This window comes from Lysinibacillus sp. NPDC086135 (genome assembly GCF_044746345.1).
Classification (GTDB): domain Bacteria; phylum Bacillota; class Bacilli; order Bacillales_A; family Planococcaceae; genus Lysinibacillus.
Genome location: NZ_JBIVCA010000003.1, coordinates 370549 through 384801 on the forward strand (window position 1 = coordinate 370549; position 14253 = coordinate 384801).

18 protein-coding genes are annotated in these 14253 nt (G+C 35.9%); 12 read left to right on the top strand and 6 right to left on the bottom strand.

What is annotated here, in order from left to right:
• Positions 1–2 precede the first annotated feature (2 nt).
• The 5 genes from pilM (at position 3) to ACIPKN_RS06810 (ending at position 3918) form a co-directional block, all read left to right on the top strand.
• Positions 3–974, top strand: coding sequence for a type IV pilus biogenesis protein PilM (gene pilM / locus ACIPKN_RS06790; protein ID WP_400934491.1), 972 nt, complete (start codon positions 3–5; stop codon positions 972–974).
• On the top strand, positions 974–1567 hold the full coding sequence (locus ACIPKN_RS06795) for a PilN domain-containing protein (RefSeq protein ID WP_400934493.1): 594 nt from the start codon (positions 974–976) through the stop codon (positions 1565–1567). The genes pilM and ACIPKN_RS06795 overlap by 1 nt, the downstream gene beginning before the upstream one ends.
• Complete coding sequence (locus tag ACIPKN_RS06800; RefSeq protein WP_400934495.1) at positions 1564–2289, top strand: potassium transporter; 726 nt, start codon at positions 1564–1566, stop codon at positions 2287–2289. The genes ACIPKN_RS06795 and ACIPKN_RS06800 overlap by 4 nt, the downstream gene beginning before the upstream one ends.
• Before the next feature lie 58 nt (positions 2290–2347).
• A complete protein-coding gene (locus ACIPKN_RS06805) occupies positions 2348–3100 on the top strand; it encodes a prepilin peptidase (RefSeq protein ID WP_400934497.1) in 753 nt (250 codons plus the stop codon).
• A gap of 95 nt (positions 3101–3195) precedes the next feature.
• Complete coding sequence (locus ACIPKN_RS06810; RefSeq protein WP_400934498.1) at positions 3196–3918, top strand: gamma-glutamyl-gamma-aminobutyrate hydrolase family protein; 723 nt, start codon at positions 3196–3198, stop codon at positions 3916–3918.
• 200 nt (positions 3919–4118) lie between these two features.
• Here the strand turns inward: ACIPKN_RS06810 and lexA are convergent, their stop codons facing one another.
• Entirely contained in the window at positions 4119–4736 is a 618-nt protein-coding gene (gene lexA / locus ACIPKN_RS06815) for a transcriptional repressor LexA (RefSeq protein ID WP_132363219.1), read from the bottom strand.
• A 162-nt stretch (positions 4737–4898) separates the two neighbouring features.
• On the opposite strand from lexA, the gene yneA reads away from it, so the two are divergent.
• Together yneA and ACIPKN_RS06825 are read left to right on the top strand one after the other, a co-directional pair.
• Positions 4899–5210 carry a cell division suppressor protein YneA gene (yneA, locus tag ACIPKN_RS06820; RefSeq protein ID WP_400934500.1) on the top strand — a complete coding sequence of 104 codons (312 nt, stop codon included), beginning with the start codon at positions 4899–4901 and terminating at the stop codon, positions 5208–5210.
• Positions 5207–5884: a YneB family resolvase-like protein gene (locus tag ACIPKN_RS06825; protein ID WP_400934502.1), complete on the top strand. Its 678-nt coding sequence runs from the start codon at positions 5207–5209 to the stop codon at positions 5882–5884. Before yneA ends, ACIPKN_RS06825 begins: the two co-directional genes overlap by 4 nt.
• 187 nt (positions 5885–6071) lie before the next feature.
• Here ACIPKN_RS06825 and ACIPKN_RS06830 read toward each other — a convergent pair whose 3' ends face one another.
• The 4 genes from ACIPKN_RS06830 to ACIPKN_RS06845 form a co-directional block, all read right to left on the bottom strand.
• Entirely contained in the window at positions 6072–6368 is a 297-nt protein-coding gene (locus ACIPKN_RS06830) for a DJ-1/PfpI family protein (RefSeq protein WP_400934524.1), read from the bottom strand.
• A gap of 265 nt (positions 6369–6633) precedes the next feature.
• Positions 6634–7146 (bottom strand): GNAT family N-acetyltransferase, encoded by a 513-nt coding sequence (locus tag ACIPKN_RS06835; RefSeq protein ID WP_400934503.1) that lies wholly within the window; start codon positions 7144–7146, stop codon positions 6634–6636.
• A 45-nt stretch (positions 7147–7191) separates the two neighbouring features.
• Complete coding sequence (locus ACIPKN_RS06840; protein ID WP_400934505.1) at positions 7192–7617, bottom strand: DUF3021 domain-containing protein; 426 nt, start codon at positions 7615–7617, stop codon at positions 7192–7194.
• 5 nt (positions 7618–7622) lie between these two features.
• Positions 7623–8075 carry a LytTR family DNA-binding domain-containing protein gene (locus tag ACIPKN_RS06845; protein WP_400934506.1) on the bottom strand — a complete coding sequence of 151 codons (453 nt, stop codon included), beginning with the start codon at positions 8073–8075 and terminating at the stop codon, positions 7623–7625.
• Between the two features lie 256 nt (positions 8076–8331).
• Here ACIPKN_RS06845 and ACIPKN_RS06850 point away from each other — a divergent pair, with 256 nt between their 5' ends.
• The 3 genes from ACIPKN_RS06850 to tkt all read left to right on the top strand — a co-directional run bounded on the left by ACIPKN_RS06850 (position 8332) and on the right by tkt (position 11735).
• Positions 8332–8949 (top strand): CPBP family intramembrane glutamic endopeptidase, encoded by a 618-nt coding sequence (locus ACIPKN_RS06850; RefSeq protein ID WP_400934508.1) that lies wholly within the window; start codon positions 8332–8334, stop codon positions 8947–8949.
• Positions 8950–9162: 213 nt separating this feature from the next.
• On the top strand, positions 9163–9396 hold the full coding sequence (locus tag ACIPKN_RS06855) for a DUF896 domain-containing protein (RefSeq protein ID WP_132363207.1): 234 nt from the start codon (positions 9163–9165) through the stop codon (positions 9394–9396).
• Between the two features lie 344 nt (positions 9397–9740).
• Positions 9741–11735, top strand: a complete 1995-nt coding sequence (gene tkt, locus ACIPKN_RS06860) for a transketolase (RefSeq protein ID WP_400934510.1) — start codon at positions 9741–9743, stop codon at positions 11733–11735.
• A 27-nt stretch (positions 11736–11762) separates the two neighbouring features.
• Here the strand turns inward: tkt and ACIPKN_RS06865 are convergent, their stop codons facing one another.
• Positions 11763–12110 carry a hypothetical protein gene (locus tag ACIPKN_RS06865; RefSeq protein WP_248718302.1) on the bottom strand — a complete coding sequence of 116 codons (348 nt, stop codon included), beginning with the start codon at positions 12108–12110 and terminating at the stop codon, positions 11763–11765.
• A gap of 137 nt (positions 12111–12247) precedes the next feature.
• Between ACIPKN_RS06865 and ACIPKN_RS06870 the strand changes: the two genes are divergently transcribed.
• Positions 12248–13234 carry a serine hydrolase domain-containing protein gene (locus ACIPKN_RS06870; protein ID WP_400934512.1) on the top strand — a complete coding sequence of 329 codons (987 nt, stop codon included), beginning with the start codon at positions 12248–12250 and terminating at the stop codon, positions 13232–13234.
• Between the two features lie 20 nt (positions 13235–13254).
• A complete protein-coding gene (locus ACIPKN_RS06875) occupies positions 13255–13914 on the top strand; it encodes an HAD family hydrolase (RefSeq protein ID WP_400934513.1) in 660 nt (219 codons plus the stop codon).
• The last annotated feature ends 339 nt before the right edge of the window (positions 13915–14253 follow it).

Here is a 14253-nt window from a genome sequence, read left to right on the forward strand (position 1 = left end):
ACATGTTTACAAAAAAGAAAAAATCGCATGTGTCGATTGAAATTAAAGATTATATATTGCGTGCGATTGTAGCAAAAGGTGCTGATCCGTCCCAATGGAAAGGCTATGAAATGCCATTAGCACAAGGAATTGTTGAAGGATCTGTTATTCAGGATGAAATGGAATTGTTTGATGTCATGAAAAATGATGTGGCAAAATGGGCTGGCAAAAAGCAAAATGCGCGTATTTTTGTACCGGATACTTCCGTTTTGTTAAAGAGCTTTGAGCATCCTGATGATATAGAGTGGAATGAATTAAAAGGTTATGTGGAAATGGAGCTTGGTCAGTCCATTCATCTGCCGTTTCAAGATCCTCTTATCGATGTGTATGACCCGAATCCTAATGATGGACAGGCCATGCTATTTGCAGCACCTTCAGAAGAAGTGACTAAAATGATTGGACTTTTACTCGATGCTACATTAGATCCACAAGCAGCAGATATTCGAGCGTTGTGTAATATTCGTCTATTAGAGTATTTGCAGTTAATAAAGGACGAACGAACATATTTAATAGCGGATTGGTCAATCAATGAATTATCGATAAGTATTTTTTCATTCGGTCAATTGGAGTTTTTACGATACCAATCATTTGATACAGATTTATCGAAATGGAAGCCTGAAGAAATTGAAGAGTATCGTTTTTCTTATCATTCAGAAGTCGAAGATGAGTATCGTATGATTCTTACCGATCAAATGCTTGAAATCGATCGTATTATGAATTTTTTTAAGTTTTCCTTACATAAAGGTGAGAAAAGTGTAGATGAGATTATCATTTTAGGAGATAATCCACTACTTTCAACCGTTAAAGAGTTTTTAGAAAATAATTTTTCGATACCAATTATTATGTTAAATGATTCAATCATTCAAAAAACTTTCCCTCAATTTTCAGAGAAATTTGCAAGCTTAATTGGACTTGCATTAAAGGAGGTTAACTGATGGTACCAGACATTAACCTCTTGCCGAATTTGGAAAAGAAGCATTCAACACCTACTTTAATATATGTAGTATTTATTATTCTTATTGGTATGATAGTAGGATATATGATTTTCTTGTTTTTCCAAGCAAAAAGTGATCTTACAACATTAAATGCGCTGGAAGTGGAGCTTTCATCGCAACGCGAACAACTTCAAATAGAGTTAGATGGTAAGCAAAATGCGAACAAAGGCTCATTGGAGCAATCCGTACAATTTGTGGAAAATGTATCCTATCCAGTGACACCTTTAATGGATGAAACGCAAGTATTATTACCAGAGCAAACGTATTTAAGGAACTATGTATTTGGTGAAAAAAATGTTGAAATTACGGCTGATTTTGAAACGATGTCAGCTATATCATCTTATTTAGAAAAGCTAACTGCAAGCCCCTATTTCAATGATATACAGGTTGATACTATTTCTAATTTTGATGTTGCTATTGGAAATCAAGAGGAAAAAAGTGCTAAAAATAAGTTTAAGGAAATACCGCGTTATTCGGCAACTATTACATTAGGAATTGATTTTAAATTTCTCGCTGGAGGTAGAGAATCATGACAAGTAGTAAAAATTCAACGATTCTTATCTTAACAGCTTTAATTGCAGCAATTTTATTTGCGCTATATTACTATATAGTAACACCTAAATTAGAAGAAGTGGATGCGAAAGAAAGCTCGAATATCGCCCTTCAACAAGAAGTTTCTACAATTCAGGAGCAGATTGCTTTAATTGAAAAGAATGGTAAATCGAATAGTACAAGTAACTTAATATTACGTAAAAAAGTACCTCAAACTCGAGCTATTGATGAAGTAATTCGAAATATTGAAGAGATTGAAGTGGTGACGGGCACACGGGTAGAAGCTATGGACTTTAATAATTATGATTCGCTCGTAATGGAGTCAGCTATTACAGATCCTAACTCGACAAATTCTGAGGAACAGGCTGATACACAGCAATCTGCAACTGAAGCGGATGAACAAGCTGTTGCTAAGAATGATGCAACATCTGAAGTGAAAGATAAAATACCAACTGCTACTCTTAATAAAGATTCCTTACCGAAGGAATTAAAACTCGTAACATTTGATATTGAAGTTGTCGCATTGGATAATAAAGCTATGGTTGAGTTTATAAAAGAGATTGAAAAAATTGATCGTGTGATGAAAATTGATGCGATCGATTTCACATTAACGGGTGAAGAAGCGAAATTCCAGAAGGACGCTGCTACAACTTTAAAAGCAACCATACAAGTAACGACGTTCTATTATGAAGGACAACAATAATCTAGATGGCGCGCATACTTAAGTGTATGGGCGTCTATTAGTATAGGAGGACATAAAAATGGAAATCGCTTATACAATTACAGTTTTACTATTTGGGCTTGTTCTTGGCTCATTTTTTAATGTAGTTGGCTTACGTGTGCCTATGAAGGAGTCCATTGTGCGCCCACCCTCGCATTGCACTTCTTGTAAGAGACAGTTGACGGCGCTTGATTTGGTGCCTGTTTTGTCTTATTTATTTTTAGGTGGAAAATGCCGTAGCTGTGGGCAAAAAATTTCTTGGATTTATCCACTGATGGAACTTATTACAGGCCTATTATTTGCTTTTGTTTATTGGAAATTAGGCTTTAGTGCAGAATTTTTTGTGGCGCTATTATTAATTTCATTAGTAGTCATTATTGTTGTATCGGATTTTGCGTATATGCTTATTCCCGATAAGGTGCTATTATTCTTTTTACCATTGCTAGTTTTTGGACGCGTGATCTCTCCTTTGTCTCCTTGGTGGGACAGTATAGTTGGTGCTGTCGTAGGTTTTGGCATATTATATTGTATAGCTGTTCTATCAAGAGGTGGAATGGGTGGTGGCGATATTAAATTATTCTTTTTACTTGGTCTCGTACTCGGGACAATACATACAATTTTGACGCTGTTTGTAGCGGCAGTAATTGGCATGATTGTTGGCATCGTTGTATTAAAGATACGTGGACAGGGAAGGAAAACGCCTATACCATTCGGACCTTCTATTGCTCTCGCAGCTATTATCATCTATTTCTATGGGGATGCGTTGATGAATTGGTATCTTGGGTTTTGGTAAGTAATCATTGATGGATTCCTTCAATGATTACTAGTCTTCACCAATTAGGCTTTTACAGGCAGTGAATGCAAGATAAAGATCATGGAGGGGATAAGATGAAACCAATTATCGGAATAACGGCTTTTGCTGAGGATGATTTGTCCTCAAGATTAAATGCTGCTTATAGCAAAAGTATAATGGAAGCAGGGGGAGTTCCACTGATAATTCCAATTGGCGTTGAAGAGGATGTAGCACAAATTTTATCGTTGACGGACGGATTATTACTATCGGGTGGCTATGATGTACATCCATTCCTCTTTGACGCAGAACCTACTCCAAAATTAGGGAAGGTTCATCCTGAACGAGATGCAGTGGAGCTTGCTTTAATTAATGCTGCCTATATTCGGAAAATGCCGATTCTCGGAATCTGTCGAGGGCTTCAAATACTAAATGTTGCGTTTGGAGGCACAGTCTATCAGGATATTGAAAGTGAGTATCATAGTAAAAAATTAATAAAGCATGTGCAACAAGCAGCACGAGGTGTTACAACACATTATGTTAATCTATCACCTGATACATTATTAAAAACGATTATTGAGGAAGAAAAAATTGCTGTGAATTCATTTCATCATCAGGCAATAAACGTAGTAGCAGAAAAGCTGAAAGTGGTAGCAAAATCAAGTGATGGTATCGTTGAAGCGGTAGTGCATGATGATTTACCATTTTGTCTAGCAGTACAATGGCATCCTGAAGAGCTAGCTATTGAAGGAGATGCAGTATCAAAGAAACTATTTGCTGCATTTGTAAAGGCAAGTTTGAAATTTAAGGTAGAGGCATAAACTTTATAAGCATTAATTATTTATCCAAGGTTCTAGATAACCTTGGTGATGAACATGAATACATTGCTAGGTGTAAGGAATCCATTTTCAAGTGGGTTCTTTTTTAGCGTTTAACATAACACTCAAAAGATAAGAAAAAGAGGTATATGCCCATTTGTGAACATAATAACCCCTTTTTATACTTTAATATTGAGATACTTTTAATGTACACGACGATATAGACCTACAACATGCCCTAAAATAGAAACTTGATCTACAATAATTGGCTCCATTGTTGAGTTTTCAGGCTGTAAACGAAAATGACTTTTTTCCTTAAAGAAACGCTTTACAGTTGCTTCATTCTCTTCAGTCATTGCTACGACAATATCACCATTATCAGCTGTTGCTTTTTGTTTAACAATCACTAAATCTCCATCTAAAATGCCAGCTTCAATCATTGATTCACCCATAATTTCAAGCATAAATAATTGATCTTCACTTGTACCATAAATATCTGGAAGTGGGAAATATTCATCGATATTTTCAACAGCGGTTATCGGAGAACCTGCAGTAACCTTCCCAACTAATGGGACATGAATAACATGTTGCTTTTGAATAGAATCCTCTGGCTCTAAAATTTCAATTGCACGTGGTTTAGTCGGATCGCGTCGAATCAAGCCTTTTTGTTCTAAACGAGCTAAATGCCCATGAACTGTTGAGCTTGAGGCAAGTCCAACTGCCTCACCAATCTCACGTACAGATGGTGGATACCCCTTTGCTCGTACTTCTTCTTTAATGAACTCTAATATGGCCTCTTGTCTTTTCGAAACTTTTTTCATAATTGCTCACCTCTTTTTTTAATAATTCTACTAATTAATAGTATAACAGAATGCGAACACTTAAGCAAACATAGGTTCGAAAAGTGTTTGACAAAAACGTTTGTTCGTATTAATATGAGAACATATATTCCGAACAAACATTCTAGAAAAGGGGTTTTAAACATGAACTGGTTAAAGAAAAATCCACATATTACAACTTTATTAGGAGCTTGTCTGCTTTTGGCGGCATACCTTTTTATAACAGACCCAGGCGATGTAACATACACAGAAATTGAAATCACACATGGTGATAGCTTATGGTCGTTAGCCGATCAATACCGTGGTAAAATGAAAACGGATGAATGGATTAAGCTTGTGAAAACAGAAAATGAATTATCGAACGTACAAATTATTGCAGGTAAATCCCTAGTGATTCCAGTAGTGGGTGGCCAATCCCCTATAAATTCAATTGAAATTGCGAGAAACGAAAAATGATAATGAATCAACAATCGGCTGTTGTCTATTGCCGTGTGAGTACAGAAAAAGAGACACAAAGTTCCTCATTAGAGCGTCAGCAAGAGGAGTTGATGCGCTATGCCAAAGAACAGGGCTACGAAGTCAAGCGTGTTTTTATGGACAAGCATAGTGGTTATGATGTGGAACGTGAAGGTTTACTAGAAATGCTTGATTTCATTAAAGAAAAAGAAATAGAAGCATTATTTGTACAGGATGAAACACGTTTAGGGCGTGGAAATGCTCGAATGGCAGTATTGCATTTATTGCAGAAAACTGAAACTGATGTTTTTTCTATGCGAGACGAGGGACCTATACAATTAAATGAAATGGATACGATGCTCTTAGAAATTTTAGCAATCGTAGAGGAGTACCAGCGCAGAATCCATAATGCTAAAATACGTCGTGGCATGCGTCGTGCCGTTGAAAATGGCTATCGCCCTGAAAACAATTTATCTAACCGTGGAAATCCAAATGGTCAAGAACGTAAGGATGTTCCTATAGACGAAATTGTCAACCTACGTAATCGAGGCTTCACCTTTGAGGAAATCGCCATGACTCTTAGAGGTTTAGGCTTTGAAGTAAGCAAAGCTACAGTCCATAGGAGATATCGGGAACATCAAGAGGGAAGCGGGCAAAATAAAGTAACGTATTAATCAGTGGGAGTTTTATCGTCCCGCTGATTTTTAAATTTTTAAAGGTTCTAAGTTCCAAACTGACGGGTAGACCCGATCGACGAATAGAATGAATAGCAAAAAAATAAGAGAAGTAGCGATTGCTACCTCTCTTCCTCATAAATTCACTATAAAAAATTTTTATATCATCAATTAGCGCTATTTTTATTTATGCCCTGTACCAATTTTCATCAAAAGAGAGATGCAGGGCTTTACCCACAGTAATGCCAAATTGTATAAAACCTATACCTCTTGCAGTTATGATGTTGCCGTCTTGTACAACTAAGTCTTCAGAGAGATGACTAAGATCAAAGAAGCCCAACTTATCCAGACCTTCTAGAGATAATCCTACAGTATATTTTTTGTTCTTTAATACCCCAGCTTTTGCTAAAAGAGATGGCGTGCTAGAAATACTTGCAATGATAGCTCCTTCGGCATTTACATGACTAATAAAATCAAATAATATTGCTCATGTATTAATAATACACCCTGGTAATATCAAGCTATCAACTTCGTCAAGATTAATATCACTTATTTGTGTATCTGCTATACAAGATAACCTAGATTCCCCTTATTTTTTTCGCTGTTTAATCCAACAGTTATGAAGGGTTTATTTCTTTGCATTAATATAGATAATGCTACACTCAATTCACTAAATTGGGGATACAATAATACAGCGGTCTTTTTCATATAAATTTCTCCTCTAGAAATCGATAATCTCTAAAAGGATCTTATGCCCATTCTTCTTTTAAGACAGCATAGTAATATTCATCCCACCACTCGTCTCCATTTGGTATGCATTTTTTAAAATAACCTTCGCGTCTCATGCCGATTTTCTCCATCACTCGATAGGATGGGATATTTTCTGGTTGGCATGTAGCAATAATTCTATGAAGTTGCTTTTCTTTAAATCCGTAATTCAGTACAGCTTTTGCTGCTTCAGAGGCATAGCCATTATTGTAATAGTTCGGATTCAATACCCAACCAATTTCATACGTATGGTCACCAAAATATTGATGGAAAACAATATGACCAATGACAATATTTTCGCTTATTAAAATAACGGGGAAGTATTTTGCTTGTCCACCGCTATTTTCTGATACGAACTTTTTAGCTTCTTCTTCATTAAAAACTCCTTCGGGAATATACTTCATTACATTTGGATTCGAAGTATATTCATAGACAGCTTGCCAATCTTGAATCTCAAATTCTCTTATTAAAAGTCTGTTCGTTTTGATAAACATTTCATTTTTCCTCCAATATTTGATATTTCACATTAGTTTTATTTTCTATTTATTTATCAGCTCATCAATCTTTTTATTCATTTTTTTCACTTCTGATTTGTTATATAGATAAAATAACACCCAAATTAGAGTAAATAGCAAAACACTAAAGAATAGCATTAACAAAGTTATTCCAATAGACGATGTGGGAAGCCAATTTAAAAATAGCGCAACAACAATAAAAGTACCTAAAGAAATTGCAAAATGGATAGTTGCTTGTAGTAAAAATGTTAAACGTTCTACTTGATAAATGTACGATGGTAATACACAAGCGAGTCCCACCATAATTGAACCAAGGGATTGTTGTATGAAGTCAGCCGTTATAGCTTCGAAAAAAATATCTCCAAAAATCCAAGAACCGAAAAGATTAATAAAAACAAAAACTGTACAGCCCATACTTACACCAAACGCTACATTTTTAAAAAAATGCACCTAACTTAAACCCCCAAACGCTTTTTAAATTGCTTTCGATAATTACGAGTAATTACTTCTTTAATTCCTAAAACTAGCTCAATTTCCAATGTTCCGTTAAATGAAGCTTCGATATTTTTAACTTTTGTTAGATTTATAATTACAGATTTAGAAATCCGTATAAAATTATTCCCCAATAGCTTCTCTAATTCATATAAAGGTTTATTCAATATGAGGCGATTATTATCTTCATCATATAAAGCTAATTCTCTTCCTTCAGTTCGAATAACAATAATTAAATTTGGATCAATGATATATGTTTTATTATTTGCTAGCCCTGTTAAAATTTGTTCTTCTTTCTCTTTTTGTAATAAAGAAATAGCAGCTTGTATCGTAGGAGTAAGTTTTGCTGTACAAATTGTTACATGTGGCTCTTCATACTCTGAATCTATTTTTACCTCTATTTTCAGCTTTATCACCTCTCAAAAAAATTATAGCATATACAGCGTTTTGGAAAATGCAGGTCATTATTCGAAAAAGGCATCTTACACAATCATAACAACATGTTACTCCAAACGTATTGTTGGGGTACATTTCGTTCGTTATATTGAGTCCAGGTAAATTAAAAGCTTTTAATGTACTGCAAATGAAATAGAGATCTAAACAATATAGGGGATATGAATTTTTCGAGTAATTGACTATTTGACAATTCATTATTAGGAGGTAAGGATTAATATGAATGAAATAACTACTTCAAGTGATAGAACTAAAACTGGTTGGATATTAGTAAGTATTGCAAGTATGCTAACAGCTAGTATAATTTTTTGGTTCTATAATAATCCTGAAGGTTTTATTGAAAATGGAATTGGCTTTAGGACGGATGTATTTTCGAATATATTTATTTGGATTTTCACACTATTAATCATAACGGGATACATTGCATACACACTCAGTGCAATACCTTTTGTAAAAGCTCATTTATTTACTATTTCTTGGCTTAAAGTAATTGGGATATGGGCTGCCGTTGTGACAGGAATAGTTGAAGAAGTTGTTTTCAGACATATACTTATGGAGTACCTATTAACTATTGCATTTTCAGACGTAGCACAAATATTAATTTCAGGGATACTCTTTGGAATTGCTCACGGTATGTGGGTACTTTTGAAAGGGGCTTGGAAGTTTGCATTACCTGCTATTATAAGTACCACAATATTAGGGGGTCTTCTCGCAACGCTTTATATTGTAGCTGGACGAAGTACCTTTGCACCAATAGTAGCTCATATTTTAATTAATATGTTTATTGAACCATGGCTAATGTTATCTGCTGTTTCTGGAAAATGGTCTAGTAAATAAAGAACAAATTACACTTGCTAATTGTCCTTAACCTGCAAGGATGTTTTTATTTCCTTGCAAGTGTGTACTGAGTGAAGTTTCTAGAAATTCGCTCTATACTACATTCAAGAATAAAGTGATACTTGAAAGGTTGGTATAACTGCATTTCAAGGGGATACATGCTATACTTTACATACCATATTCATTAAGATATGTATTGAAAGGTGTGTAATTATGTTATCAAAAGAAAAAATTAACCGAATCAATGAACTTTCTGCTAAGGCTAAAAGTGGTACATTAACAGAGGCAGAAGCTAAGGAACGATCAGCGCTTCGTAAAGAATATCTAGATACATTTAGATCAACAATGCGAGATACAATTGAAAACGTAAAAGTGGTAGATGCTGAAGGAAATGATGTAACACCAGAAAAAGTTAAACAAGCGAAAAAAAATAAATTTCTCAATTAATATGACACATTTAGGTCAATTACGCCTCGACGTAATTGCGTCCGGATTTTGAATTGTGCTTAGGCTTGCGCAATGCAGGTCAGTTAGCCGTTTTCGCAGGATGCGAAGGTTTAGGCTAACATCCTTATGTTAATTCCTTTCAAAATCCGTGACATCCCGCCGGAGGCATTATCTTTATTCAGTTGGCCTCATTGCCGGCTTTATAATGTGGGGGATTTTTCGCTGAATAAAGATAAAGTATGTTATAAATCGTTAATAGTATAACAAAACCATTGTTTTCTGAAGCAATGTTGACTAAACTGTATAAGAACAATATATAGGACGAGAAAGGATGTCACAAAATAATGACTCAACATGCGGATCAAATAGCGATTAATGCTATCCGAACTTTGTCAATTGATGCAATTGAAAAAGCAAACTCAGGTCACCCAGGTTTACCGATGGGGGCTGCGCCAATGGCTTATACGCTTTGGACAAAACAACTTCACCATAATCCGGCTAATCCAAAATGGTTTAACCGTGACCGTTTTGTACTTTCTGCAGGTCATGGCTCTATGCTTTTATATAGCCTACTTCATCTAGGTGGCTACGGCTTACCAATGGAAGAAATTCAAAACTTCCGTCAATGGGATTCATTAACTCCAGGGCATCCTGAATATGGTCATACTGTTGGGGTAGAGGCAACAACAGGGCCTCTAGGTCAAGGTATTGCTATGACAGTTGGTATGGCAATGGCTGAACGCCATTTAGCAGCTACTTACAATAAACCAGGACATGACATCGTTGATCACTATACATTTGCACTTTGTGGCGATGGCGATTTAATGGAAGGTGTAGCAGCTGAAGCTATCTCTTTAGCAGGTCACTTAAAACTTGAAAAGTTAATCGTTTTATACGATTCAAACGATATTTCTTTAGATGGTGATTTAGAAAAATCATTCTCAGAAAATGTTCAAAAACGTTTCGAATCTTATGGCTGGAACTATTTAAAAGTTGCAGATGGTACAGATGTTGAAGCAATTAACGCAGCAATCGAAGAAGCTAAAAAATCAACTGGCAAGCCAACACTGATTGAAGTGAAAACTGTTATCGGTTTTGGTTCACCAAACAAATCTGGTAAAGCTGCATCTCACGGTGCACCACTTGGTCAAGATGAAGTTGTTTTAACAAAAGCAGCATATGAATGGGCACACGAGCCATTCCAAATTCCTGCTGAAGCATATGATACATTCGCAGCAGCTGCTGAAGTTCAAGGGGCACAACCTGAAGAAGCTTGGAATGCTAAGTTTGAAGCATATAAGCAAGAGTTCCCAGAATTAGCAGCGCAATTTGAAAAGGCAATGAATGGTCAATTACCAGAAGATTTTGCTTCTGAATTACCAGTTTATGAAGCAGGTAAATCAGTAGCTACTCGTTCTTCTTCTGGAGATGCAATCAATGCAATTGCAAAGAAAACTCCATCATTCTTCGGTGGTTCAGCTGACCTTGCTGGCTCAAATAAAACGACGATGAAAGACGCTGGAGATTTCTCTGCAGACGATTATGCTGGCCGTAATATTTGGTTCGGTGTACGTGAGTTTGCAATGGGTGCTGCTATGAACGGTATGGCACTTCACGGTGGTCTTAACGTATTTGGTGGTACATTCTTCGTATTCTCTGATTATGTTCGTCCAGCTGTACGTCTTTCTGCATTAATGGGTCTTCCTGTTACTTATGTATTTACACATGACTCAATTGCTGTAGGGGAAGATGGTCCAACACATGAACCAATCGAACACCTTGCATCTTTACGTGCAATGCCGAATTTATCTGTTGTTCGCCCAGCTGATGCAAATGAATCAGCCGTTGCATGGGAGCTAGCAGTAGCATCTGAAAAAACACCAACTGTTTTAGTATTGTCCCGTCAAAACTTACCTGTTCTTGACGCATCTATTGATACAGTACGTAAAGGTGTTACTAAAGGTGCTTATACAGTGTCTCCTGCTACAAAAGAAGTGGCAGATGCCATTTTAATTGCAACAGGCTCTGAGGTTTCACTTGCAGTCGAAGCACAAAAAGCATTAAAAGCTGATGGTGTAGATGTGGCAGTTGTTTCAATGCCATCTATGGATCGCTTCGAAAAACAAGACGCAGCTTACAAAGAATCTATTCTTCCAAAAGCTGTAACAAAACGTCTTGCAATCGAAATGGGCTCATCATTCGGCTGGCATAAATACACTGGTTTTGAAGGGGACGTTCTTGCAATTGACAAGTTCGGCGCTTCTGCACCAGGTGAAATAGTGATGGAAAAATACGGATTCACAGTAGAAAATGTTGTAGCGAAGGTAAAAGCGCTATAATTCATAAAATACCGCATACTCAGTAGGTTAAATCTCCTCTGAGTACTGCGGTATTTTTTCGTGTTTAGAGGATTTCACTAAAGAAATCCAAATAGCTGCACAATGAATTAGCAGCATAATGACAAAACAGTAAAAGCCTTTGGAACTTCCTTCAATGTTTAGCTCATCAGCTATAATGCCACTAAACCAAAGAAGCTGACCTGTGATAATTGCTGAGAGGCTTGCAAAAAGTAAACAAAACCAAATAGATACTTTTTTTACAATCACAATAATGAGTAGCAAAACAGCAAAAAGTAGGGTAGCTTCAAAAATCGGATCTAGAAGTGAAAACGTATTTTCATTTACAAAATGCTTATAAGTAAATTGAGTATCCACACAACCCCTCCTTAAAAATAATAACGGTTTTGGTAATAAAAGGTTTCGCGAATTAAGAAACTCATCTAGTATTAATTCCCAATAGGTATACAATGATAAGTGTAGGCATCGAACTAGAAATGTTGAGAGGTGTTTAAATGAATTCACAAGCAATACTCACACAAGTAAAGGAAACTTTCTCACAATTAGATTGTACAGGTGGCGGAGTTATTATTAATAAGCATGGTCAAACAGTATTAGAAGAATATTTTGGTGTGCAAGGACAACAACAAGATGCCAAAAGGATAGGACCCCATACTCTTTTTCATCTTGCTTCTGTTCGTAAAACATATGTAGGATTTGCTGTAGCATATGCGATTTATCATAACTATATTGCTTCAATAGATGATAAACTAAGTGATTATTTAGAGAATGAAATAGTTTTTGCTGATGTATCAATTAGACATCTACTCACCCATACTCACGGTTTACGTCGGCAAAATGAAAAAGTAATGAAGGAATTCAAAGCAGGTTATAACTGGGCATACCGAGATATTAATGTAGAACTACTTGCAAAAGTCATTTTTAAAGCTACTGGAAAAACTATTGCAGAAATTGTAGATGAGCAAGTATTTCAGCCATTGTCTTTAACTGAAACAAATTGGTTTAGTGAAAAAAACGAACAGCATATAGAAGTAATACATAATGATAACCCCTTTTGGTATGAAAGCGACGTATGTGATGGTAGTAAAATGAATATTTATAGCACATTAAGAGAGCTAGCTAAGTGGGGACAAGTGCATCTTGATAAAGGGAGATTACTTGGAAAACAAATTATACCTGAAGAAATCATACAGTTATTAACGACAATTCAATCCCCAAATTCTAAACCAAAGAACTTGCCAACTAATGGCTTTTTCTGGTTCATTCAGCCACAACAGAGAGAAGGGGTTACAGAGTTAAGCCCAATATTACCACAAGGAAGCTTTCAATTACTTGGTTTCACAAGTGTTGCTCTATTGGTAATTCCTAAAGAAAATATTGTGGCAGTTCGTGGATTTAACAGCTTTGGCTCACCTGAAGGGTTTGATTACATTAAAGATATTCATGATTTTGGATCAACCGTGTATCAATCAATTCTTTAATAATAAAAGGAGGGCTAGTAATGAAAAAGTATAGCGTAGTGTTATTTGATTTAGACGGTACAATATCTGATCCTAAAATAGGGATAACAAAATCTGTTCAATATGCTTTAGGGAAAATGGGTATAGTTGAAGAAGACCTTGATCAGCTTGAAACGTTTATTGGGCCGCCGCTGCAAGTATCATTTCGAGAAATATATGGAATGGATGATGTTCAAATTGAACGAGCGATTGCTTATTACCGTGAACGTTTTATCAAAACTGGCATGTATGAGAATAAATTGTATCAAAATATATCATCTTTATTAGAATATTTACAGAAGGATGGTTATCAGTTAGCAATAGCCACATCTAAGCCAACTGTATTTGCAGAACAAATTATACAATACTTTAACCTTGAACATTTTTTTGACCTTGTCGCAGGCAGCAATTTGGATAGTACACGGTCAGCTAAAGGAGAAGTTATCGCATATGTACGCGAACATTTTAATGAAGTGAATATCAATCAATTAATTATGATTGGAGATCGTAAATACGATATTGTTGGGGCACTTGAAAATCAAATCGATTCTATCGGTGTTACTTATGGCTATGGCTCACTTGAGGAATTGACGGAAGCACAAGCAACATACATAGTGAACAGTGTAAACGAGCTGCAAAAATTTTTTAATAGATTGAATTAAAAATACGAAACTGCATTGATAGAAATGCAGTTTCGTATTTTTTGGAAAACAGACGTAATCGCTGATAGCGTAGGTAGAATCGCTGATAAAAGAGCGAAAATCGCTGATAGCCCAGTAGAATCGCTGATAAAAGAGCGAAAATCGCTGATAACCCAGGTAGAATCGCTGATAAAAGAGCGAAAATCGCTGATAACTCAGGTAGAATCGCTGATAAAAGAGCGAAAATCGCTGATAGCCCAGGTAAAATCGCTGATAAAAGAGCAAAAATCGCTGATAGCTCAGGTAGAATCGAGTCAAGTCCTTGATATTGTGTAAAATTCTATACAATGTTCTTCAACT